Annotated in this window: 22 protein-coding genes; 16 read left to right on the forward strand and 6 right to left on the reverse strand. The window is 38.3% G+C overall.

Annotation, left to right across the window (positions count from 1 at the left end; translation table 11 throughout):
• Positions 1-77 precede the first annotated feature (77 nt).
• From miaB to groL, 7 genes are all read left to right on the forward strand, one after another.
• Positions 78-1,541: a tRNA (N6-isopentenyl adenosine(37)-C2)-methylthiotransferase MiaB gene (gene miaB, locus KIM67_RS06090; protein ID WP_250149174.1), complete on the forward strand. Its 1,464-nt coding sequence runs from the start codon at positions 78-80 to the stop codon at positions 1,539-1,541.
• Between the two features lie 3 nt (positions 1,542-1,544).
• Positions 1,545-2,819 (forward strand): sigma-54-dependent Fis family transcriptional regulator, encoded by a 1,275-nt coding sequence (locus KIM67_RS06095; protein ID WP_213830459.1) that lies wholly within the window; start codon positions 1,545-1,547, stop codon positions 2,817-2,819.
• 40 nt (positions 2,820-2,859) lie between these two features.
• Positions 2,860-3,378 carry an LptE family protein gene (locus KIM67_RS06100; protein ID WP_213830460.1) on the forward strand — a complete coding sequence of 173 codons (519 nt, stop codon included), beginning with the start codon at positions 2,860-2,862 and terminating at the stop codon, positions 3,376-3,378.
• A gap of 5 nt (positions 3,379-3,383) precedes the next feature.
• Positions 3,384-4,268 (forward strand): hypothetical protein, encoded by an 885-nt coding sequence (locus KIM67_RS06105; protein WP_213830461.1) that lies wholly within the window; start codon positions 3,384-3,386, stop codon positions 4,266-4,268.
• A 9-nt stretch (positions 4,269-4,277) separates the two neighbouring features.
• Complete coding sequence (secG, locus tag KIM67_RS06110) at positions 4,278-4,646, forward strand: preprotein translocase subunit SecG (RefSeq protein WP_163417712.1); 369 nt, start codon at positions 4,278-4,280, stop codon at positions 4,644-4,646.
• Between the two features lie 141 nt (positions 4,647-4,787).
• Positions 4,788-5,066 (forward strand): co-chaperone GroES, encoded by a 279-nt coding sequence (gene groES, locus KIM67_RS06115; protein ID WP_055396737.1) that lies wholly within the window; start codon positions 4,788-4,790, stop codon positions 5,064-5,066.
• A 21-nt stretch (positions 5,067-5,087) separates the two neighbouring features.
• Positions 5,088-6,719 carry a chaperonin GroEL gene (gene groL / locus KIM67_RS06120; RefSeq protein WP_213830462.1) on the forward strand — a complete coding sequence of 544 codons (1,632 nt, stop codon included), beginning with the start codon at positions 5,088-5,090 and terminating at the stop codon, positions 6,717-6,719.
• 71 nt (positions 6,720-6,790) lie between these two features.
• Here the strand turns inward: groL and KIM67_RS06125 are convergent, their stop codons facing one another.
• The 4 genes from KIM67_RS06125 to KIM67_RS06140 all read right to left on the reverse strand — a co-directional run bounded on the left by KIM67_RS06125 (position 6,791) and on the right by KIM67_RS06140 (position 10,619).
• On the reverse strand, positions 6,791-7,504 hold the full coding sequence (locus KIM67_RS06125) for a heavy-metal-associated domain-containing protein (protein WP_213830463.1): 714 nt from the start codon (positions 7,502-7,504) through the stop codon (positions 6,791-6,793).
• 8 nt (positions 7,505-7,512) lie between these two features.
• Positions 7,513-7,869, reverse strand: a complete 357-nt coding sequence (locus KIM67_RS06130) for a heavy-metal-associated domain-containing protein (protein WP_213830464.1) — start codon at positions 7,867-7,869, stop codon at positions 7,513-7,515.
• 20 nt (positions 7,870-7,889) lie between these two features.
• Positions 7,890-10,124 carry a TonB-dependent receptor gene (locus KIM67_RS06135; protein WP_213830465.1) on the reverse strand — a complete coding sequence of 745 codons (2,235 nt, stop codon included), beginning with the start codon at positions 10,122-10,124 and terminating at the stop codon, positions 7,890-7,892.
• A gap of 84 nt (positions 10,125-10,208) precedes the next feature.
• Complete coding sequence (locus KIM67_RS06140) at positions 10,209-10,619, reverse strand: hypothetical protein (RefSeq protein WP_298868038.1); 411 nt, start codon at positions 10,617-10,619, stop codon at positions 10,209-10,211.
• Between the two features lie 144 nt (positions 10,620-10,763).
• Between KIM67_RS06140 and KIM67_RS06145 the strand changes: the two genes are divergently transcribed.
• From KIM67_RS06145 to rodA, 7 genes are all read left to right on the forward strand, one after another.
• On the forward strand, positions 10,764-11,216 hold the full coding sequence (locus KIM67_RS06145) for a GAF domain-containing protein (protein ID WP_213830466.1): 453 nt from the start codon (positions 10,764-10,766) through the stop codon (positions 11,214-11,216).
• A gap of 92 nt (positions 11,217-11,308) precedes the next feature.
• Positions 11,309-12,841: a bifunctional phosphoribosylaminoimidazolecarboxamide formyltransferase/IMP cyclohydrolase gene (gene purH / locus KIM67_RS06150; RefSeq protein WP_213830467.1), complete on the forward strand. Its 1,533-nt coding sequence runs from the start codon at positions 11,309-11,311 to the stop codon at positions 12,839-12,841.
• 54 nt (positions 12,842-12,895) lie between these two features.
• Positions 12,896-13,924, forward strand: coding sequence for a rod shape-determining protein (locus KIM67_RS06155; protein WP_163417704.1), 1,029 nt, complete (start codon positions 12,896-12,898; stop codon positions 13,922-13,924).
• Between the two features lie 63 nt (positions 13,925-13,987).
• A complete protein-coding gene (gene mreC / locus KIM67_RS06160) occupies positions 13,988-14,803 on the forward strand; it encodes a rod shape-determining protein MreC (RefSeq protein ID WP_213830468.1) in 816 nt (271 codons plus the stop codon).
• On the forward strand, positions 14,796-15,302 hold the full coding sequence (locus tag KIM67_RS06165; protein ID WP_213830469.1) for a rod shape-determining protein MreD: 507 nt from the start codon (positions 14,796-14,798) through the stop codon (positions 15,300-15,302). The genes mreC and KIM67_RS06165 overlap by 8 nt, the downstream gene beginning before the upstream one ends.
• A gap of 54 nt (positions 15,303-15,356) precedes the next feature.
• Positions 15,357-17,225 (forward strand): penicillin-binding protein 2, encoded by a 1,869-nt coding sequence (locus KIM67_RS06170; RefSeq protein ID WP_213830470.1) that lies wholly within the window; start codon positions 15,357-15,359, stop codon positions 17,223-17,225.
• Positions 17,215-18,498 carry a rod shape-determining protein RodA gene (gene rodA, locus KIM67_RS06175; RefSeq protein ID WP_213830471.1) on the forward strand — a complete coding sequence of 428 codons (1,284 nt, stop codon included), beginning with the start codon at positions 17,215-17,217 and terminating at the stop codon, positions 18,496-18,498. The genes KIM67_RS06170 and rodA overlap by 11 nt, the downstream gene beginning before the upstream one ends.
• Here rodA and KIM67_RS06180 read toward each other — a convergent pair.
• Together KIM67_RS06180 and KIM67_RS06185 are read right to left on the reverse strand one after the other, a co-directional pair.
• Complete coding sequence (locus tag KIM67_RS06180) at positions 18,495-19,295, reverse strand: DNA/RNA non-specific endonuclease (RefSeq protein ID WP_213830472.1); 801 nt, start codon at positions 19,293-19,295, stop codon at positions 18,495-18,497. The two genes, rodA and KIM67_RS06180, sit on opposite strands and share 4 nt — an antisense overlap.
• Before the next feature lie 139 nt (positions 19,296-19,434).
• The gene (locus KIM67_RS06185) at positions 19,435-21,606 is read right to left on the reverse strand and encodes a carboxy terminal-processing peptidase (RefSeq protein WP_213830473.1); all 2,172 of its coding nucleotides are present in this window, start codon (positions 21,604-21,606) and stop codon (positions 19,435-19,437) included.
• Between the two features lie 205 nt (positions 21,607-21,811).
• On the opposite strand from KIM67_RS06185, the gene surE reads away from it, so the two are divergent.
• Together surE and KIM67_RS06195 are read left to right on the forward strand one after the other, a co-directional pair.
• On the forward strand, positions 21,812-22,591 hold the full coding sequence (surE, locus tag KIM67_RS06190) for a 5'/3'-nucleotidase SurE (protein ID WP_213830474.1): 780 nt from the start codon (positions 21,812-21,814) through the stop codon (positions 22,589-22,591).
• A complete protein-coding gene (locus tag KIM67_RS06195; RefSeq protein ID WP_213830475.1) occupies positions 22,581-22,865 on the forward strand; it encodes a hypothetical protein in 285 nt (94 codons plus the stop codon). Before surE ends, KIM67_RS06195 begins: the two co-directional genes overlap by 11 nt.
• The last annotated feature ends 183 nt before the right edge of the window (positions 22,866-23,048 follow it).

Here is a 23,048-nt window from a genome sequence, read left to right on the forward strand (position 1 = left end):
AAATATAGTATTAAAATATACTGCCAAATTGTCACCAACATAGAATATGCATTATCTTTGCATCCCATTATAACGAAATGACAGCGAACGAAAACATAGAGAAAGTTATAGATGAAAGCCGACAAGGAAACCCCTTGGCATTGGAAAAGAACAAAGACAACAGCCGGAAACTCTACATTGAGAGCTATGGTTGCCAGATGAATTTTTCCGATAGCGAGATTGTAGCTTCAATCTTGGCGAAAGAAGGTTTTAATACGACCCAACAACTAGAGGAAGCAGATTTGGTATTGGTAAATACTTGCTCCATTAGAGAAAAAGCGGAACTGACCGTACGCAAACGCTTAGAAAAATTCAATGCGGTCAAAAAGATAAATCCAGGAATGAAAGTTGGCGTGCTTGGCTGTATGGCCGAACGTCTCAAAAGCAAATTTCTGGAAGAGGAAAAAATTGTGGACATGGTCGTAGGGCCAGATGCCTATAAGGACCTGCCCAACCTTATTCAAGAAATCGATGGGGGCAGAAACGCTGTTAACGTAATACTGTCCAAAGACGAAACCTATGGTGACGTTGCTCCGGTGCGATTAAATTCGAATGGGGTAAGCGCTTTTGTTTCCATTACACGCGGCTGTGACAATATGTGCACCTTTTGTGTAGTTCCGTTTACCCGGGGACGTGAAAGAAGTCGTGATCCACAGTCCATTCTTGAAGAGGTAAACGATCTTTGGGAAAAAGGGTTTAAGGAAATTACGCTGTTGGGACAAAATGTGGACAGTTACCTTTGGTATGGTGGAGGATTGAAGAAAGATTTTGAAAAAGCTTCGGAAATGCAGAAGGCAACTTCGGTAAATTTTGCAAAGCTTTTGGAGTTAACGGCAAAGGCGCAGCCAAAAATGCGAATTCGTTTTTCTACTTCCAATCCACAGGATATGACCTTGGATGTTATAGAGACCATGGCCAAGTATGTAAACATCTGCAATTACATACACCTTCCCGTTCAAAGTGGCAGTGATAGAATTTTGAAGGCAATGAACCGTCTTCATACGAGAGAAGAATATTTTGAGATGATCGATAGTATTCGAAAAATAATCCCAGACTGTGCCATAAGCCAAGATATGATCGCTGGTTTTCCTACGGAAACCGAAGAAGACCATCAAGACACCTTGAGCTTGATGGAATATGTAAAATATGACTTTGGTTTTATGTTTGCATATTCCGAAAGGCCTGGCACCATGGCAGCAAGAAAGTTGGATGACGATGTCCCGGAGGATATCAAGAAAAGACGCTTGAACGATATTATAAATCTTCAACAACGACATTCCCTCTTCAGAACTCAACAACATCTTGGTAAAACCGAAGAAGTTTTGATTGAAGGGCCTTCAAAAAAATCCAATGCGCATTGGAAAGGCAGAAATTCCCAAAATATTGTAGTTGTTTTTCCAAAGGAAAATTACAAAGTTGGAGATTTTGTCAATGTAAAAATTAATGAATGTACCTCTGCAACCCTTATAGGGGAGGCCGTTGCACATTCAAAGAACAATTAATCTATGGAAAACGTTCAATCCATAAAACAACGTTTTGAACTTATAGGCAACAATGTAAAGCTCAATCGCGCTTTGCAAAAGGCCATACAAGTTTCCCCAACGGACATTTCGGTGCTGGTAACTGGGGAAAGCGGTGTTGGTAAAGAGGCCATTCCAAAAATTATTCACGCTCTTTCACATAGAAAACATGCAAAATACATTGCAGTAAACTGTGGTGCCATTCCTGAAGGAACCATAGACAGTGAACTTTTTGGACATGAAAAAGGGGCTTTTACAGGAGCTACACAAACCCGAAGCGGTTATTTTGAAGTAGCTGATGGCGGAACCATATTTTTAGATGAAGTTGGTGAACTACCATTAACCACACAAGTACGGTTGCTCAGGGTTCTAGAAAATGGCGAGTTTTTAAAAGTAGGTTCTTCACAAGTGCAAAAAACAGATGTGCGGATTGTAGCGGCCACTAACATAAATATGTTCGAAGCCATTGAAAAAGAGAAGTTCAGAGAAGACCTCTATTATAGGTTAAGTACAGTAGAAATTAGTATTCCTCCACTCCGTGACCGCCAAGAAGACATTCATTTGTTATTTAGGAAGTTTGCTTCGGATTTTGGCCAGAAATACAAGATGCCCACTATTCGTTTAGAAGAACAGGCGGTTCAATTATTGCTAAAATATAGGTGGCCCGGTAACATTCGCCAATTGCGAAACATAGCAGAACAAATTTCTGTCCTAGAGGAAAATAGGGCCATAACGGCGTCCACGCTCAACAGTTACCTGCCCAATGCCAACACCAGTAATCTCCCTGCTGTTGTAGGGCAAACAAAAAAGGATAGTGACTTTAGCAATGAAAGGGAAATTCTTTATAAGGTATTATTTGATATGAAGGGCGACCTCAATGATTTAAAAAAACTTACCTTGGAGCTGCTAAAAAACAATGATTCCGAGAAAGTACAGGAAGAAAACGAGACGTTGATCAGAAAAATATACGGAAATGAAGAGGATGAGATTCCACAACAAGAAAACAGAACAACTGAAGTGCTTCATTTACCCGAGCCAATTGTAGAAACAACCAGTGCCACAGTAACACAACCACAGGAAGATCGTTATCATTTTGCTGAAGAAATTGAAGAGGAAGAAACCTTATCGCTACAGGAAAAAGAAATTGAACTGATCAAAAAGTCATTGGAGCGAAATAGGGGGAAACGGAAAGCAGCAGCTACGGAATTGGGTATCTCCGAAAGGACCCTGTACAGAAAAATCAAACAATATGATCTCTAGATTTCAAAATCTTTTGAAAATGTCACAAGAACAAAAGCTGATGAGAAAAAGCAACTACAAACTGGGAATCCTTTCCCTTCTGCTATGTCTTTACGGTTGCGGAGCATATAATTTCTCAGGAGCGGATATTGGAACGGCCAAAAGTTTTCAGGTGAATTTTTTCCAAAATTACGCGGACCAGAGTCCGGGCTCTGTCATTGAACCTGGTTTGGATAGGGATTTCACCAATGCTTTGCAAGAATTGATTACCAACTTAACAAGTTTGGCGCTTACGGGCAGTAATGGAGATTTGTTGTACGAAGGAGAAATTGTAGAATATAGGGTTGTTCCCATGACTGCAACAGCAGACCAACTTACAGCGCAAAACCGCCTTACCATGAGCGTTAATGTTAGGTTTTTTAATAAAACCAAAGAAGAAGTGGATTTTGAAAAACGTTTCTCTTTCTTTTTTGATTTTGACGCAACAGCTACATTAGCCTCGGTGCAGGCCCAAGCCCATGAAGAAATTTTTGATCGTATCACCCAAGATATTTTTAATGCTTCGCTAGGAAATTGGTAGACCCCATGAATGTATCCGACTTCATACAAATTATTCAAAAATCAGATACCATTCTGTCACCAAAACAGACAAAGGCGTTAGAGGATATTATTGATGAATACCCTTATTTTCAGACTGCAAGAGCATTACATTTAAAAGGACTTAAAAATCTGGACAGCTATAAATACAATAGTGCATTAAAGGTTACTGCTGCCCATACTGCGGACAGGGATGTCCTTTTTGATTTTGTTACATCCAAGGAATTTGTCCAAAACAATATTGCGGACACTATGATGGGACGGACCCAAAAACTGGAAGATAAAAAGGCCGTTTCTGAAGAAATTCAGCCCAATCCAGATATGGAGACCATTCTTGGCGAATCTAAAGAGGGTGCCTTGCCGCAGAACCTTCAAGATGCGGAACGTATCCTGAACCCAACGCTTTTTAAATCGAAGAAACCAGAAATAGAAGAACCTGATCCATCAGAAAAAAAAAGTCCTAATGTTGATTTGAACATTGGAAAACCCATACCCTTCACAAAAAAAGAAAAACACTCTTTTACGGAATGGTTGCAATTGGCTTCCAAAAACACTTCCGAAGAAACCGAATCTGAAGAAACGGCAGCGTTGGAAAAAAAGAAAAAGTTCGATTTATTGGACAAGTTTATAGAGAACAAACCCAAGATTGTTCCAAATGAAGACTCAAAGGCAAAGGTGAAGATAAAAGAGTCCACAAAGATGAATACCAATGAGCTGATGACAGAGACTTTGGCCAAAGTGTATTTAGAACAAAAAAAGTATAAAAAAGCCATTCAAGCCTTTAAAATATTGAGTTTGAAATATCCAGAAAAAAATGGTTTCTTTGCAGACCAAATTCGGACAGTAAAGAAGCTTCAAAAAGAAAACGAATAACAGAAAATCATGAGTACGTTTACAATATTTTTAATACTAATTATCATAGTGTGCCTTTTATTGGTATTGGTAATTATGGTGCAGAATCCTAAAGGTGGTGGATTATCCTCTTCTTTTGGGGGCGGAGGCAACCAAGTAGTTGGGGGTGTAAAAAAAACAGGGGATTTCCTGGATAAAAGCACATGGACTTTAGCATCTCTCTTAATTGTCTTAATTCTTGTTTCCAATGTTTCCCTTAAAGGAAGCTATAGTCAAGCAGATTCCAAACTATTACAAGGTGACGATGTAGAAACTACAATTCCGGAGACTGTGCCAGAAGAAGTTCCAGAACAACTTCCACCTGCTACAAACGATAATCCAGCGGACACTATCAACTAATAACAATGACAGTATCTATAAAAATGCCGGCTTGAGTGACAAGCTGGCATTTTTATTTTCTAATAATGTCAGTTTTTAACCAATGGCATAATTTCTGCCCAAAAAATTGAGAATTTTTAAATTAATCAAAAAATCAATAAGATGGCTAAAGTCAATATCAAACCATTAGCGGACAGAGTTCTTATAGAACCTGTTGAAGCTGAGACAAAGACAGCTTCGGGAATCATCATTCCTGATACCGCAAAAGAAAAACCACAAAAAGGAAAAGTAGTCGCCGTTGGTCCAGGCACCAAAGATGAAGCAATAACTGTAAAAGTGGGCGATACCGTTCTTTATGGAAAATATGCCGGCACAGAATTAAAATTGGATGGCTCTGACTATTTGATGATGCGTGAAAGTGACATTTTAGCAATTGTTTAATAAAAAAATCAACTAAAGAAAATGGCAAAAGATATTAAGTTCGACATAGATGCGCGTGATGGTCTAAAAAAAGGTGTAGATGCCTTGGCCAATGCTGTAAAAGTAACCTTAGGCCCTAAGGGAAGGAATGTTATCATTAGTAAATCATTTGGTGCTCCACAAGTTACCAAAGATGGTGTAACAGTTGCAAAAGAAATAGAGTTAGAAAATGCACTTGAGAATATGGGTGCGCAAATGGTAAAAGAAGTAGCTTCCAAAACAAACGATTTAGCCGGTGACGGTACAACTACAGCCACAGTTCTTGCACAGGCAATCGTAAAAGAAGGTCTTAAAAATGTTGCGGCAGGTGCAAACCCCATGGATTTGAAAAGAGGTATAGACAAGGCGGTGGAAGCCATTGTTGAAAACCTTGCCAAGCAATCCAAGAAAGTTGGAGACTCTTCAGAAAAGATAAAACAAGTAGCCGCAATTTCTGCTAACAATGATGAGAATATTGGTGATTTAATTGCACAAGCATTCGGAAAAGTTGGTAAAGAAGGGGTAATTACTGTAGAAGAAGCAAAAGGAACAGATACATACGTTGATGTTGTTGAGGGAATGCAGTTTGACAGAGGGTATCTTTCTCCCTACTTCGTGACAGATTCCGAGAAAATGATTGCAGATTTGGACAACCCTTATATTCTTTTGTTTGACAAGAAGATTTCTGCGATGAAGGATTTACTTCCAGTATTGGAGCCTGTAGCTCAGTCTGGAAAGCCATTATTGATCATTGCCGAAGATGTTGATGGTGAAGCATTGGCAACTTTGGTTGTGAACAAACTAAGAGGTTCCTTAAAAATTGCTGCAGTTAAAGCTCCTGGTTTTGGTGACAGAAGAAAAGCAATGCTGGAGGACATCGCTATCTTGACAAATGGTACCGTAATTTCGGAAGAAAGAGGATTCTCTTTGGAAACCGCAACAATAGATATGTTGGGCACTACGGAAAGAGTAACAATCGACAAAGACAATACTACAATTGTTAATGGTGGGGGTGTTGCCAAAAATATTAAGACTCGTGTTAACCAAATTAAAGCACAGATAGAAACAACCACTTCAGATTACGACAAAGAAAAACTACAAGAGCGTCTAGCCAAATTGGCTGGAGGTGTTGCGGTGCTTTATGTAGGTGCTGCCTCAGAGGTTGAAATGAAAGAAAAGAAAGACCGTGTTGATGATGCATTGCATGCTACAAGAGCTGCTGTTGAAGAAGGTATTGTTGCTGGTGGTGGCGTTGCATTGGTAAGAGCAAAATCTGTTCTTTCTAAAGTTGATGCGCTTAATGCAGACGAAGAAACTGGATTACAAATCGTTGCCAGAGCTATTGAATCTCCATTGCGTACGATAGTTGAAAATGCAGGTGGCGAAGGTTCGGTTGTTGTTGCCAAAGTTATGGAAGGTAAAGGGGATTTTGGTTTTGATGCCAAATCCGATAAATATGTTGAAATGATGAAGGCAGGTATCATAGATCCAACTAAAGTAACTCGTGTTGCTTTGGAAAATGCCGCTTCTGTTGCTGGAATGATATTGACCACAGAATGTGCATTGACCGATATTAAAGAAGATGCTCCAGCCATGCCTCCAATGGGTGGTGGCGGAATGCCAGGTATGATGTAGTCTCCTTGGAGAACCAACAAATATTAAAAATCCGCTCTTAAGTTAAGAGCGGATTTTTTATTGGAAGGTGCTTAAAATAACATCCAAAATGCCATGACCAACATAATGGCATTTTCAATAAAGGTCGCCTCGGTCATAGGCAACTTTAGAGCAGTTCCAAGACATGCGCATCTTATGCTCTTTTTATCAAGCAGGGTTTTGGTCACACCAATTGTTGTAACTCCTAAAATAACTACGGTTAGTATCAAGGCCGCCGTCACTTGAACACGCATTAAGAATAGTAGGCCTAATCCCAATTCCAGAAAGGGGTATATCCAACCATATACAGGAATTGTCTTTGCCAAAGGGTCGTACATTCTAAAACTCTCTGGGAAACCTTTTAAGTCCAAAAACTTGAAAAAGCTAAAAACAATATAGAATAGCCCCATAAAGTCGAGCATGGCCTCTCCTAAATTCCAATCTTTAAAGTTCAATAAGATTGATGCAGCAAATAGATATGCAAAAATCAAAAACAATGGGCGCAATTGCGCCCATTTGGATTTTTCTCCCATCATTTCTCCCACAGCGGATACAACCTCACTTTGGCTTTCTTGAATTGCATATTTATTAGGCAACACCGCACTAAACTCTCTTAAAGAAATATGCCGTTCCATCGTAATATGTGCCGAAGAAGTTTCTAAATCCACACTAACATCGGTAACACCATCAAGTCCTGAAAGTTTCTCCTGCACAGATGCTACGCACCCTTCGCAGGTCATTCCAGTTACGGTATATGTATGCTTCATTTCCTTATTTAATGCTTTTCGCTATCGTCCGTGTTGTCATCGCGGTATTTGCAGCACGGATGAATATTATCATATGCTTCTTGCGAAGCTTTCAACTCCTTTGTATCATGACCTGCTTTAACCAATGCGGTTTTTATTTGCATCGCATCTGTTTTTTGCTCATCCACAATTAAAGAGAGCTGGTGCGATGGAATATCCCAAACCGCATATTTTACACCAGGAACATTGAGCGCAGCTTTCTCGATACGCATTTTGCACATCTCACATTTCCCGTCTACCTCAAATTCAAGTTTCTTTTTTTTGTCCTGCGCATTGCCCATGAGCATCCCCATGATACATACTAGAAAAATCAATACTTTTTTCATTTTTATGTTATTTAATTATGTTATGATTTAAATCTAAACCCTGTATACACCATTCTACCCAAAATAGGACCGAACACTATGGTAGTATCAAAATTAGGCCCAAATGGATTATCGGCATCTAAAACAGGATTATTTTGTCTAAAATTGGTCAAATTCTCACCCCCAACATACATTTCAAATTTCTTTGAAAAAACTTTGGTTATTTGCGCGTTCATCAAACTATATGCTCCTGAAAATTCGCCTAATTGAAAAGCTTCAGGATTTGCAGAGGTATTGGGCAATCGTTGTTTTCCCAAAGCATGCAAGGTATAATCAAAACGCCATTGCGCTCCATTTTCGTTCTCTGGAGAATTATAACCGATATTTGCAAAGTACCGATTTCTGGCTTGTAATGGTTTTTGCAAAAGTCCGGTTTGATAATCGGTACGTACGTCATAATATTTGTATGCAGTTCGCAGCTCTACATTGGGCAAAATTTCATGGTTCAGCTCAATTTGCAAACTATTGGCAAAGCTCTTCCCATCTAGATTTGAAAAGACCGCCTCTCTAGGATTTTCCCAATCCACAACGATTTGATTTTCAAAATCGGTTCGATAAAAATCCACTGAAACATCTCCTGGCCTATCGAACAAGGTAAACCCTTGTATAAAACTAACGCCATAATTATATGCTTTTTCAGCATCAAAACCATAGACGTTACCCTCGTTTTGCACCAATCGAATCATTCTTGAAGAAGCGAACAACCGCTGATTTTCGGCAAAAATATTGGCCGCTCTTCTACCAATCCCAAAAGCCCCCCTTAGACTGCCCTTTTCCCAAGGCGTATAACGAACATGCAATCTTGGTGTTATGAAAGTACTCAGACGATTGTGCGTATCTACACGCAAACCAGCTGTTAAACTCAGCTTTTCAAGATTGGTGTAACTGTATTCAAAAAAAGCTCCCGCTGAACGGTCGATTCTTGCAAAATCTTGATTGTTCACTAGTTCATCGTATCCATCAAAAGCAAAAGTTAGGCCTGCCTTAAACTTGTTTTTTGTATTTCCCAATATTGAATTGAACAAGAAATTAGAGTACAGACTTTCGTGGTCAATATCATAAACATTGAATCCATAAAAAGAATCTTGTTTATGATTACTGTAAGAAACCTGGAAACCAAAACTTTGATAGGGTGATTCGGGAAAAACATATCCTAATTTGAGCGAACTATCAAACCGTTTGGTATCAATTTCACTCCCCCAAGCATTTGTAGTGAATTTATCTGTATCTGGATTAAAACTCGTCTGCCCTACCTGCTTTTCATCGTTCAGAAATCTGACATTAAAAAAACTGACCCATCCTTTTTCGACATCTTGATATTGCCACCGGTTCGCAATATTGATTTGATTGGCCAAAGGAGCATCCAAAAAACCATCATCGTTATTATCGATTTCGACATCTCGGCGATTTCCGTGTACATAAAAGCCCGTGCTCCATTTATCCGATAGCTTTCTGTTAATATGTGTATTCAGCTCCAATCTTCCATTCAAATTGGCATATCCGTTCACAAAAATGGGATAGTCCGTAGACGGTTTTTGGAGTTCGGTATTAATTTGCCCCGATATGCTTTCATACCCATTGACTACACTCCCGGCACCTTTGGTAATTTGAATGCTTTCCACCCAAGTACCTGGGGTAAAAGTAAGTCCGTAGACTTGCGATGCTCCCCGCACCATAGGAATATTTTCCTGTGTAATCAATAAATAAGGACTTGTAAGCCCCAGCATCTGAATCTGCTTTGTTCCTGTAAGGGCATCGTTAAAGTTAACATCAATAGCAGGATTGGTCTCAAAACTTTCAGATAGGTTGCAGCATGCAGCTTTCAAGAGCTCTGCACTATTCACTGTAACTACGTTTTGAGCAGAAAAGAACGTTTTTTGAACAGCATCTCTCTTCTCTTCCAAAACTACCTCATCCAGTTGATTGGAAGGTTTTAACCAATGATGAATGTTTTTTGGTTCATTGATGGTCAACGTATCCGTCTTGAATCCAACAAAACTAACAATCAGCTTGTTGTGCTCTTTTGTGTAGGGAATACTGAATGTACCATCATTCTTGGTCATTGTTCCAATCTGGGAATTTAACCAATACACATTAGCTCCTGCGAGTCCAATATGTTTGTTTTCAGGATTAGCTTCCATCACCATTCCTCTTATTGCATCTTGTGCAGTAATCGATACGGGAAGCCATAAAAAAAGTATTAAAATATATTTCATTTGTTTGTATTGAACATTTGTACTTGGCACAGAAGAATGTGCCATTCAGTCCTTATCAGGGGACTTTAAAAAAGTTCAATAGAATCAAATTAAAAAGACTTGGTCCAAAACTTGGATGTTCCTGACCAAATTGGGAGGTGGGTATTTTTCGTGTGGAACCGGAAGCTCTTCGACCGGAACAAATAAATTAAAGTAAGATTGCGAAAAGACTACCAGAAACAATTTGTGGTCCAGTTCAAAATCATCCCAAGACAACTTTAGATCATCTTGACCTTCGAGCGTAAAGGATTCATCATCGCAACAATGATTTTCCATTTTTTCTATTCCCATAGCGGTCATAGCATCCTCCATACCACAATCATCGGCATTTACGAACAGCGCAATGTCCATGACCCTGCCCATACACAAGTGTTTATCCACAGTCCAAGAAACGGTAGAAAACAACACCATAATGGCTAGGGATACTGATGCAATATGCCGGAAAATCTTTTTCACAAATGCAAAATTACAAAAACTCTACCTTTTTGAATTTAAAACGGATTACGTTAACTAATTTTTAGAGTATTGGAAAGTGTAATTTTCAATATTTCTTGCGACCAAAATCACTAATTAAAAAATATATTTGCAAAAACTGTTTTAATGTTAGCATCCCTAAAACCAAAAGTTGTTGAAATTCTATCTCAAAACGAAAAAAGTGCAGAAAATCGTTTAGATAAACTATGCCAATTACTTAAGTCTACTATTGATTACTATGATTGGGTAGGCTTTTATTTTAAAAATGGGGATAAGAATGAATTAAAACTTGGTCCTTATGCTGGGGAACCCACGGACCACACCATAATTCCCTTCGGAAAAGGAATCTGTGGGCAAGTAGCGGTAAGCAATGAAAACTTTGTAGTACCCGATGTTGCAGCCCAAGATAATTATATTGCCTGCAGTATTACCGTAAAGGCTGAAATTGTTGTCCCACTGTTCAAGAATGGAGCTAATATTGGACAAATAGATATAGATTCCAACACCCCCGACCCATTTACTGAAGAAGATGAGCGCTTTTTGGAATTTGTAAATGAAAAAGTAGCCCAGATTCTTTAAAACTAATGTAATTTGTTGATAACCCCTATAACTTTTTAACAACAAAAAAATTTACTTTTGTGTGCTTACTAATTTGATTTTTAAGACACAAAATGAACACCACCAAAAAAGCTGCTGCTGCGTTAATTTCCGTTTTTCATAAAGACGGACTAGAGCCTATTGTAAAAAAACTTGATGAACTTGGCGTAACCCTGTATTCAACTGGCGGAACGGAAAAATTCATTCAAGATTTAGGCATCAATGTAGTCCCCGTGGAAGATGTCACAAGCTACCCCTCTATTTTAGGTGGTCGTGTAAAAACACTTCACCCCAAGGTCTTTGGCGGTATATTGAACAGGCAGGACAACGAAAGTGATGTTGCTCAAATGACAGAATTTGAAATCCCGCAATTGGATATTGTCATTGTTGATCTGTATCCTTTTGAAAAGACAGTTTCCAGTGGCGCATCAGAACAAGATATTATTGAAAAAATAGATATAGGTGGTATATCTCTCATCCGTGCTGCTGCAAAAAACTTTAAAGATGTACTTTGTGTGTCTTCCATGGAAGATTATGAAGATTTTTTAAATGTAATTTCTGAAGGAAACGGAGCAACAACGATTGAAGACAGAAAACGTTTTGCAACAAAGGCATTCAATGTTTCCTCACATTATGATTCTGCGATTTTCAATTATTTTAATGGAGACGGAACCGAAACCGCTTTAAAAATAAGCGAGCTAAACGGGCAAGTGCTTCGTTATGGTGAAAACCCACATCAAAAAGGATTTTTTTACGGGGATTTTGATGCTATGTTTACTAAACTTCATGGTAAAGCCCTATCCTATAACAATCTTTTGGATGTTGATGCAGCAGTAAATTTAATGGGAGAGTTTAAAAACGACGCTCCAACCTTTGCCATTTTAAAGCACAACAATGCTTGTGGGCTTGCAACAAGAAGCTCTATTAAGGAAGCTTATGTTGATGCACTTGCTGGTGATCCTGTTTCAGCATTTGGGGGTATTCTTATTTCCAATGTGGAAATTGATGGCCCTACTTCAGAAGAAATCCACAAATTGTTTTGTGAAGTGGTAATTGCCCCTAGTTTTTCAGAAGAAGCTTTGGAAACACTTAAAGGAAAAAAGAACCGAATCATATTAGTACAAAATGAAGTAGCACTACCAGAAACTTTGGTCAGAACCTGCTTAAATGGTGTATTGGTACAAGACAAGGATTCAAAGACCGATAGATCGGACAGTCTTACAACGGTTACCAAACAAGAACCCAACATACAGGAAATCGAAGATTTGATTTTCGCTTCAAAACTCTGCAAGCACACGAAGAGCAATACCATAGTCCTTGCAAAGAATAAACAGCTATGTGCAAGTGGAACGGGACAAACTTCACGAGTAGATGCCCTGAACCAAGCCATTCATAAAGCAAAGTCCTTCAATTTTGAATTGGAGGGAGCTGTAATGGCAAGCGATGCATTCTTTCCGTTTCCCGACTGTGTAGAGATTGCCGATAAAGCAGGCATCAAAAGCGTGATACAACCCGGCGGATCCATAAAAGATCAATTGAGTATAGATTATTGTAATGAGAACGGGTTAGCAATGGTAATGACTGGCACTAGACATTTTAAGCATTAATTTTAGTACTTTAGTCTTTAATTTTATTTCTAATCCAAAAAACCGACACTTTTTATGGGATTTTTTGATTTCATGACCGAGGAAATTGCGATTGACCTTGGTACTGCAAACACCCTAATCATTCATTTAGACAAAGTAGTTGTTGACAGCCCTTCCATAGTAGCTAGAGACCGTATTTCCGGAAAGATTATAGCCGTAGGGAAAGAAGCCAATATGATGCAGGGTAAAACCCATGAAAATATTAAGACCATTAGGCCATTAAAGGATGGGGTAATCGCTGACTTTGATGCATCTGAAAAGATGATCAATATGTTCATCAAAAACATTCCTGCCTTAAAGAAAAAATGGTTCCCTCCCGCCCTAAGAATGGTAATTTGTATCCCTTCCGGTATTACCGAAGTGGAAATGCGTGCGGTACGTGAATCGGCAGAGCGGGTAAACGGAAAAGAAGTTTATTTGATTCATGAACCCATGGCTGCCGCTATTGGTATAGGTTTGGACATTATGCAGCCCAAAGGAAATATGATCGTAGATATAGGTGGTGGAACTACTGAAATTGCTGTGATAGCCCTAGGTGGGATCGTGTGCGATAAATCGGTAAAGATTGCAGGTGACGTGTTCACGAACGACATCATATATTATATGCGAACGCAACATAACCTCTATGTTGGGGAAAGTACTGCCGAAGCCATAAAAATTGAAATTGGTTCCGCAACTGAAGATTTAAAGTCACCGCCAGAAGATAAATCCATACAGGGTAGGGATTTGTTAACAGGGAAGCCAAAACAAGTTCAGGTTTCCTATAGGGAAATTGCCAAAGCGCTCGATAAAAGTATATTGCGAGTTGAGGATGCCGTGATGGAGACACTTTCGCAGACCCCTCCGGAACTAGCCGCTGACATATACAATACAGGTATTTATTTAGCAGGTGGTGGATCCATGTTACGAGGATTGGACAGAAGGCTTTCACAAAAAACGGATTTACCCGTTTACATAGCAGAAGACCCTTTAAGAGCAGTTGTTCGTGGTACGGGCATAGCGCTTAAAAATTTAGAGCGTTATAAAAGTATATTGATAAAATAATTTGGTTACCCAATTATTTTTGGTCACCTGAAAGTCGTTGTACTTTCTTAATGATATGATTGCATGCAGCGCATCATCAATTTTATTTTAAGCTACAGAATTACATTTTTATATGTCTTTCTTATAGTGATATCTTTAATAATGACCGTTAGGTCTCATTCGTACCATCAATCAAAATTTTTCAATTCGTCCAAATGGATTACAGGGAATGTCTATAACAACGCCGCTAACATTTCTTCTTATTTTCAGCTTAGGGATGAAAACAATAGATTGGTACAGGAGAACGAAGAATTACGGAGATTGCTATTTAATTCTGAAGAAAAGTCCAATGTTCAAATAGATACAACAACTATCGATTATGAGGTAATCAGTGCCAATCTTATTAAAAATAGTTTTTCCTCTCCCAGAAATTATATTACGCTGGACAAGGGTAAAAAGCAAGGTGTTGCGCAGGACATGGGTGTTATTACCCCCAAAGGTATTTTAGGTATCGTTGAAAATACATCTTCTAACTTTTCAACGGTTCAGAGTGTTCTCAATACCAAGTCGAATATTAATGCCAAGATAAAGAACACCGATTATTTTGGATCACTTATTTGGAATGCACAGGAATACAATGTAGTGCAACTGATAGATATTCCAAGGTTGGTCCCGTTGGTTGTTGGAGACACCATAGTTACTGGTGCAATGTCCAGTATCTTTCCAGAAGGAATTCCTATAGGGACAATTAAAAAATATGATTTAAATACTTCAAAAAGTTTTTATAATATCGATGTTGAGCTGTTCAATGATATGGCCAATGTTAAAAACGTGTATTTGATAAAAAACAAGAACCGAAAGGAAATTATAGAACTGGAAGCAAACATTACGAATGAATAGTACCGTATTAATAAATATTCTTAGGTTTATTCTACTGGTGCTCACACAAGTACTGATTTTTAACACCTTAAACTTTTTGGGCTTTATAAATCCCCTTGTCTATGTCATATTTTTATACTGGTATCCCATAAAGGGGGACAGAGGTGTATTTATGCTGTCGGCATTCCTTATTGGTTTTATGATCGATGTCTTTTCGGATACCATGGCGCTTCATGCAATGGCCACATTGACCGTTGCTTTTGTAAGACCCATCATTATGCGATTTTGTTTTGGAGTCAATTATGAATTTCAAAATTTCAGTTTTAAAAATACCACCAAGGTACAGCGTGTCACTTTTTTGGGGCTTTTAATTTTACTGCATCAGATTGTATTCTTTACTTTTGAAATGTTAAGTTTATCCCACATCCTTCTAATTTTGAAAAAGGTTTTTGCCACTGGTATCGTAACTTTGTTCGTATGTACGCTATTTAGTTCACTTTTTAGTCCAAAAAGCGAATAAAACCCATACAATTTCGTTGAAATAATATGTAGCGTAATTAAAACTTGGCCGTTTATGAAAAAACTGTTACTATCCTCTATCATTGTCATCATAGGATTTACCTTTATTGGCAGACTCTCCTATTTGCAGCTTTTCAGCTTTTCTCCAAATCAAACTTTGGAAGACCCAGCAATTAAAGCCATTTATGATTACCCGGAAAGAGGTTATGTATACGATAGAAATGGTGAGCTCATGGTAGCAAACCAACCTGCTTATGATGTAATGGTGATTCCTCGGGAGGTGAAACCATTGGATACTTTAGAGTTTTGTGGACTTTTGGGTATAGACAAAGCTTCTTTTATTGATAAGATGAAAAAAGCAAAGATCTATTCACCAAGATTGCCGTCCGTTCTGGTTCCTCAATTATCCAAGGAAGATTATGCAAGGCTTCAAGAAAAAATGAGGCATTTTATTGGTTTTTACATCCAAAAAAGGTCTCTGCGCTATTATGACACCAATAGTGCTGCCAATGTACTAGGCTACATTAGCGAGGTCAATGAACGTGATTTAGAGAACAATCCTTATTATGTAGCGGGTGAGCTAAAAGGCAGAACTGGAATTGAAAAACAATATGAAGAAATCCTAAGGGGACGAAAAGGAGTGAAATTTATTCAAAAAGACCGTTTTAACCGGGATATCGGGCCTTATAAAAATGGAAAGCTGGATACTTTGCCCGAGCAAGGAAAAGAAATCCATATTACATTGGACAAAAGGCTTCAAGAATATGGAGAACGGTTGATGCATGGAAAAAGAGGGGGCATCGTAGCCATCGAACCAAAATCCGGGGAAATATTGGCCATGATTTCCGGACCAACCTATGATCCAGCACTTTTGGTGGGCAGAAAACGTTCTAGAAACTACAGCAAACTACATTACGATACTATTTCAAAACCCACATGGGATCGGTCAATCCTAGCGGAACCTTCACCAGGCTCACCCTTTAAGATCATGAACGCCTTGGTGGCATTACAGGAAGGTGCAATAACTCCTGAAAGTAAGTTTAGATGCTATAATGGATTCTACGTAGGCAGTAAAAAGAAGGGATGCCATTGTGGTGGCGGTACACGAGACATGAATTCGGGAATCTACCAATCCTGCAACGCCTACTTTGCCGGAACTTTTAGAAAAATCTATGAAAATTTTTCCTCTACGGATAAAGGTATGGATGTTTGGGAAAAACATATGAAAAGTTTTGGACTTGGCAGCTATTTAGGTACCGATATTCCAACCGGACGCCCTGGTAGAATACCTGGAAAAGGTTTTTATGATAAATGGTATGGAGATGGAAGATGGGGCTCCTCAACAATAATCTCAAACGCTATTGGGCAAGGAGAAGTTGCGGCTACTCCGTTGCAGCTTGCCAACATGACGGCTGCAATAGCTAACCGTGGTTATTTTTATACACCCCATATCATCAAAAATGTGGGTTCAACTGGTGCAATTGACTCGCGGTTTACAGAGCGACGCGAAACCACTATTGATAAAGAGCATTTTGAGCCAGTAATTGGTGGTATGGCGAACGTTTATAAATATGGTACCGGAAGATGGGTTCAAGTACCCGATATTGAAATAGCAGGAAAAACAGGAACCGTTGAAAATTTTGTTAGAATCAACGGTGAGCGCATGCAACTTACAGATCATTCCGTATTTATAGCATTTGCTCCTGTTGATAATCCAAAAATAGCCTTAGCCGTTTACATTGAAAACGGATATTATGGTTCGCGCTATGCTGGTCACATTGCTTCTTTATTGATTGAAAAATATGTGAAAGGCGAAATCACCCGAAAGGATTTGGAGAAGCGTATGCTTGAAAAAACACTGGAACACGAATATGCAAAACCATACAGTGGCGAACCTTTCAAGATAAATGAATATGTCTGGTAGAGGGCTTTTTGGAAGAATAGATTGGCTTACCATTTTTCTTTATGCTTTTTTGGTCTTCATTGGGTGGATAAATATATACTCTACAACGCTCAGCGACCCAAACGCTTCTATTTTTGATTTTTCGACACTATACGGAAAACAACTTTTCTTTATAGGCGTGGCTGGTGTCGGTATTATATTCGTGCTTTTTATCGAGACCAATTTCTTTGAGCGTTTTGCCTCGATTTTTTATATCATTTCAATATTCTTGCTTTTGGGACTGTTCCTCTTTGGAAAAACGATTGCGGGGGCGACATCTTGGTACGACTTAGGTTTTTTCAACCTACAACCCTCTGAACTTGCCAAAGTAACCACCGCTCTTGCCTTGGCAAAGTATTTAAGTGACATTCAGACCGATATAAAGAACCGAAAGCATCAACTATATGCCTTATTGATTATCCTCATACCAGCAATTTTAATACTGCCCCAACCAGATCCAGGAAGTTCGTTGATTTATTTTTCACTTTTTTTCGTTCTGTTTAGGGAGGGATTCCCATTATATTATCTAGGTATCATATTGGTCATGGTTACACTTTTTGCCGCAACGCTAATGTTCGGAACTGTTTGGATAGCAATTGCCTTGGGACTATTGACAGGCGTCATTTTTGTATTCAAGAAAAAATCAACAAAGATACCTTTGTTACCGCTTGGAGGTATAGTTATTCTGTCGATTCTATTCTCGCTTTCGGTTGACTTTATTTTTGAAAATGTTTTTGAACAACGGCATCGTGACCGTTTTGCCCTGTGGTTACGCTTGGAAAAAGATGAGGGTAAGCTAGAGGAGATTAGAAAAAATATTGGTTACAATACCTATCAATCAGAAAAAGCCATTGAGTCTGGAGGGTTCTTTGGAAAGGGCTTTCTAGAGGGCACGCGTACCAAGGGAGATTTTGTGCCAGAACAACATACGGATTATATTTTTAGTTCTGTAGGTGAAGAATGGGGGTTTATGGGAACGGTAACTGTAATTCTACTGTTCACTTTTTTCTTTTTACGACTGATTTTTATTGCGGAAAGACAGAAAAACGATTTTAGCCGAATGTATGGCTATGGCGTAATTTCTATACTGCTTATCCATTATTTCATCAATATAGGTATGGTAATAGGGCTATTGCCCACTATAGGGGTTCCCTTACCATTTTTTAGTTACGGTGGTTCTGGACTTATCTTTTTTACAATGTTACTTTTCATTTTTCTAAAGCTGGACTCCAATCGTTTAAAGGACGGCATTTAAAAAGTCCAACCAGAAGTATCTACTGTACTTTCAAGTTTTTCTTGCCAGGTTTCGGATTTATTTTTGAAAAAATCGATAATGGTTATTTCCTCAATACTATCTATTGAGACTAAAAAACTTTCCAATGATTCCTTGCTCTCCTTATTTGGAATCAAAAAGCAAAGTACTTTTACCGAATCTCCATTCTTTCTAAAAATAACTTTATAGAACGTATTGGGAACATCTACATCCTCGCTTCCTATTTCTTTCAATCCTCTTTCCAGAACACCTCCTGTTATTATAGTTAAATCACCGTATTTTTTACACCAAAAACGAACTTTCTGTTCTAACCTATTCCAAATCCCAGCATTAAATTCTCGATTTTGAGGACTGATGTTACTTGTATAAAAGGTTTCATTATATGCGTATTCTGAAAAACGTCTATCTCCTGCGGGGCAAAGATGTCCCCTATCATAACCAGAACCTCTATAATTCTTCCAATCTGCAGATTTAGTTTTTACTTTTGGGTCTTCGATAAAATAAGGTCTTTCCCTGTCATCATAGGTCAGATGGCTTTGCTTAAGCTCATAAGCCACCCATTCTGCCTGTTCGTGTGGTTCACTGTAAGAGAGCATAAAATAATCGTGCTTTATAATCGCTCCTGTGGTGGAGCTTGGCAAAAATTCTGTTGTAAACGGAGAAGAATGCGTTTTGAAATTTGGGTCTGAATAGGTTGCAGGAGTATAAAAATTCTCAAATAGCCAAAAGCCAACTACAAATACTACAAACAGTAGGGTATAAATTGTTTTATTTTTCATTCTGTTATAAACATACTTTATTTATGACAGTCTTGAAAATCAGAATTTCAGCACTGCCACTTATTTTGGGTAAACATAAGGATATAAAAAAAGCTGCTTCATATGAAGCAGCTTTCGTATATCTTTACTTGTGAATAGACTATCCCTTTACACTTGCCAACTTTCTTTCGTTGTTTTTGATATTGTTTATCTGCAAATCTTTAAGAACGTTCACAGCTTCTTCGACATAGATATCCTTTGCTAAATTTTGGTGCCATCTATTCCTCTTCTCACGCAATACAGAATCCTGAACAAAGAGTTCTGTTTCATACTTCAACGACTCAAAAGTCAAATGCGAATCATAATCCCTTAGGGATTTAAAGTATTCTGATTTCTTTTTTGCCTCTTCACCTTTATCTGTATACACATCATAATTTAAAGAAACTACAGTCTCTTCTTGTTGTTCCTTCAACCATTTTGCATTTTCTTCGATCAATTTGATATGTTGATTGTTCGCCATTCTTTTTTTACTGTTTTCAACAGTAGTTTCAAAATCGATATAACCGTCCCAAATTTTGTATTCGGCCGGAGTAATCTTATCCCAGCCTAAAGGATTTTGTTGGTCCCTTTCGCCAAGATCAATGTAGCTATACCTGTCCGGTACAACAATATCACTTTTTACACCTTCCAACTGCGTAGATCCGCCATTGATTCTATAAAACTTCTGCGTGGTCAATTTTATAGCTCCTAAATCCCCGTGCTCATTACTTCTAACGATATTGTCCAAAGGAATTACATTCTGAACGGTTCCTTTTCCAAAGGTCTGTTTGCTTCCTATGACAACTGCACGTTTATAATCTTGCATAGCGGCAGCCAAAATCTCTGAAGCCGATGCTGAAAGTTCGTTGACCAATATCACCAATGGTCCATCCCATTGAATGCGTTCATCTTTATCTTCGTGCACTTCTTTTCTTTGACCAGAAGATCGCACTTGAACAATAGGACCGTCTTTAATGAAAAGTCCTGCCATTTCAACTACGGTCTTTAACGAACCGCCACCATTGTCCCTTAAATCCAAAATAATTCCTTCTACACCTTCTTGTTTTAATCGCTCTACTTCCTTTGCTACATCTGAAGCAGCGTTTCTTTCGGTATAATCTTCAAAGTCAACATAGAATTTTGGCAGATTGATAATACCATAGTTATGGTCTTTCTCTTTTACTTTGGCAGATTTCGCATAAGATTCTTCCAACAGCACAACATCTCTGGTAATGGATACTTCTTCAATAGTTCCATCGACCCTTCTAACCGTTAAGTCAACTACAGTTCCTTTAGGACCTTTAATCAATTTAATTGCATCGTCTAAACGCATACCAACTATATTGGTAGGGTCGTCGCCATCTTGGCCTACTTTCAAAATCTCGTCGCCCACCTCTAAACTTTGTGCTCTCCAGACCGGACCTCCAGATATAATTTCCATGATTCTGGCTCCTTCTGGTTTTTTTTGTAACCTAGCGCCAATGCCTTCAAATTTACCTGACATTCCAATGTCAAATTTTTCCTTGTCGTCCGGAGCAAAGTAATACGTGTGCGGATCAAATTCATCAACAATGGTATTGATGTATTGTACAAACCAATCCTTACGTTCTAAATCGTCAACAAAATCAAAGAATTCGTCCAACGTATTCATAGTGTTCTCTCTAGCTTCTTTTTCTGTAGTTTCTTTATCTATCGATGCAGGAATTTCATTGAAGCTAAATGTAGTAGAAACAGTAGCTGTCTGTGACTGATTGGTTTCTGCAATTCTATTTTCTACTTTGTTGTCAAAAACACCAAGGGTATTGTATTTTAATTGTTGTCTCCAACGCTCTTTTAATTGCTTTTTGTTCGAAGCAAAATCTTGGTCTTTGTAGTCTATGTTGATACTCTCTTTGAGCGTATAATCAAACGGTTGGGATAGTACTTCTTTATAGATGCCCTTTGCTTCATCCATACGTTTCATTAAACGCTGGTAAACAATATTAAAGAATGTGATATCTGTATTTTTTATCTCATCGTCAATTTGAAATCTATACTTTTCAAACTCTCTTATATCACTGGCCAAAAAGTATCTTTTGGTCGGATCTAATATTTCGATAAAATCATCAAAGACATTGGAAGAGAAATTGTCATTTAAATCTTTTGGTTCATAGTGGCCACGCTCCAAAACGTAGGTAATCAAATCCAACAACAATTTATCCTTGTCATCGTTCTCAAAAGATTTATTTGTGAAACTGCAGGAGGCTACTGCGATAAGTATAACTAAAAAGCCAAGAACAAAATTCTTTTTCATAAGAGGTGTGTTTATTTGGGAACGAAATCAATTGACATATCAAAGCCAAATTGTCATTACGTCATCCTTCTTTCTTTTTCATACGAATTCCCTAAGATACAGAAAAAACCGTGCCAGTATGAATCATGGTTTTTAATTTTTTGTTAAACGCCTAGAGGTTCATATCCTTATGAAAAACGTATTTTTACGACTTTAATTATATCTTATGAAAAAACCACTCATCTTAGTGACTAATGATGATGGAATTACTGCTCCAGGACTAAGGGCATTAATTAAGGTAATGAAACAGATAGGAGAGGTTATCGTTGTAGCTCCTGACAGTCCTCAATCTGGCATGGGGCATGCCATAACCATAGATAACACCCTCTATTCCAAGAAAGTTGTCATAGATCAAGATGAAGGCGCTCCCAGTGAATATAGTTGTAGTGGAACACCTGCGGACTGTGTTAAATTGGCACTACAGGAAATATTGGACAGAAAGCCGGATATCTGTGTTAGTGGCATTAATCATGGTTCTAATTCTTCGATAAACGTAATTTACTCAGGAACCATGAGCGCAGCAATAGAAGCTGGAATCGAAGGAGTTCCCGCAATAGGATTTTCACTTTGTGATTATTCTTGGGATGCCAATTTTAAACATGCGCTAAAATCCGTAAAGAGAATAGTACTGGAAGCACTGGAACATGGCATCCCAAATGGAACCGTATTGAACGTGAATATTCCCAAAAGCACCAATGAACCTGCAGGAATTAAAATCTGTAGACAGGCTAGAGCCAATTGGAAAGAGAAATTCGACAAGCGCATAAGTCCCACGGGCAAAGACTATTATTGGCTCACGGGTGAATTTGAATTATTGGACAAGGGTGAAGATACCGATGAATGGGCTTTGGCGCAAGGATTTGTTTCCGTTGTACCCACACAGTTTGACCTCACCGCACATCATGTAATTCCACAAGTAAACAACTGGAGTTTAAATGAAAAGTAAAAAAGAAGTTTTAATTGGATTTGCCGTAGGAATCATCGCCAATACTTTGGGAACGCTACTTTACATCCTTATTTTTTCTGATTTAAGTATTGTCGAAACATTTGAAGCTGCTGTTGCCCAAGAACACATAGGAAGTTTGTTGGCATTGGGCGCTATCTTAAATTTAGTTGCATTTTTTGGATTCTTGCGTTTAAAAAGAGATTATAGGGCCAGAGGAGTTATGATCGCAACCTTGCTCACTGCATTGGTGATATTGTATTATAAGATTTTTTGAAAAGGTCAGAGGTTAGAGGTTAGAGGTTAGAGGAAAAAAATGTTTAAAACTGAATTTGGTCTTTGCACTTATTTTAAAGTTTAATTTTGTATTTGTATTTGTATTTGTATTTGTATTTGACATTTGTATTTGACATTTGAGCTTGACATTTGAGCTTGATATTTGAGTTTGAACTTGTATTTG

Origin of the sequence: Flagellimonas sp. 389 (assembly GCF_018449435.1) — a bacterium.
Taxonomy (GTDB): Bacteria; Bacteroidota; Bacteroidia; order Flavobacteriales; family Flavobacteriaceae; genus Flagellimonas.

Excerpts from the sequence above, each read along its gene's own strand:
- purH (WP_213830467.1), top strand. The coding sequence starts at position 11,309 with ATGAACACCACCAAAAAAGCTGCTGCTGCGTTAATTTCCGTTTTTCAT.
- KIM67_RS06125 (WP_213830463.1), bottom strand. The coding sequence starts at position 7,504 with ATGAAGCATACATATACCGTAACTGGAATGACCTGCGAAGGGTGCGTA.
- secG (WP_163417712.1), top strand. The coding sequence starts at position 4,278 with ATGAGTACGTTTACAATATTTTTAATACTAATTATCATAGTGTGCCTT.
- KIM67_RS06100 (WP_213830460.1), top strand. The coding sequence starts at position 2,860 with ATGAGAAAAAGCAACTACAAACTGGGAATCCTTTCCCTTCTGCTATGT.
- rodA (WP_213830471.1), top strand. The coding sequence starts at position 17,215 with ATGTCTGGTAGAGGGCTTTTTGGAAGAATAGATTGGCTTACCATTTTT.
- KIM67_RS06095 (WP_213830459.1), top strand. The coding sequence starts at position 1,545 with ATGGAAAACGTTCAATCCATAAAACAACGTTTTGAACTTATAGGCAAC.
- KIM67_RS06185 (WP_213830473.1), bottom strand. The coding sequence starts at position 21,606 with ATGAAAAAGAATTTTGTTCTTGGCTTTTTAGTTATACTTATCGCAGTA.
- mreC (WP_213830468.1), top strand. The coding sequence starts at position 13,988 with ATGCAGCGCATCATCAATTTTATTTTAAGCTACAGAATTACATTTTTA.
- KIM67_RS06105 (WP_213830461.1), top strand. The coding sequence starts at position 3,384 with ATGAATGTATCCGACTTCATACAAATTATTCAAAAATCAGATACCATT.
- KIM67_RS06145 (WP_213830466.1), top strand. The coding sequence starts at position 10,764 with ATGTTAGCATCCCTAAAACCAAAAGTTGTTGAAATTCTATCTCAAAAC.
- groL (WP_213830462.1), top strand. The coding sequence starts at position 5,088 with ATGGCAAAAGATATTAAGTTCGACATAGATGCGCGTGATGGTCTAAAA.
- KIM67_RS06155 (WP_163417704.1), top strand. The coding sequence starts at position 12,896 with ATGGGATTTTTTGATTTCATGACCGAGGAAATTGCGATTGACCTTGGT.
- KIM67_RS06170 (WP_213830470.1), top strand. The coding sequence starts at position 15,357 with ATGAAAAAACTGTTACTATCCTCTATCATTGTCATCATAGGATTTACC.
- KIM67_RS06130 (WP_213830464.1), bottom strand. The coding sequence starts at position 7,869 with ATGAAAAAAGTATTGATTTTTCTAGTATGTATCATGGGGATGCTCATG.
- KIM67_RS06195 (WP_213830475.1), top strand. The coding sequence starts at position 22,581 with ATGAAAAGTAAAAAAGAAGTTTTAATTGGATTTGCCGTAGGAATCATC.
- KIM67_RS06135 (WP_213830465.1), bottom strand. The coding sequence starts at position 10,124 with ATGAAATATATTTTAATACTTTTTTTATGGCTTCCCGTATCGATTACT.
- groES (WP_055396737.1), top strand. The coding sequence starts at position 4,788 with ATGGCTAAAGTCAATATCAAACCATTAGCGGACAGAGTTCTTATAGAA.
- surE (WP_213830474.1), top strand. The coding sequence starts at position 21,812 with ATGAAAAAACCACTCATCTTAGTGACTAATGATGATGGAATTACTGCT.
- KIM67_RS06180 (WP_213830472.1), bottom strand. The coding sequence starts at position 19,295 with ATGAAAAATAAAACAATTTATACCCTACTGTTTGTAGTATTTGTAGTT.
- miaB (WP_250149174.1), top strand. The coding sequence starts at position 78 with ATGACAGCGAACGAAAACATAGAGAAAGTTATAGATGAAAGCCGACAA.
- KIM67_RS06165 (WP_213830469.1), top strand. The coding sequence starts at position 14,796 with ATGAATAGTACCGTATTAATAAATATTCTTAGGTTTATTCTACTGGTG.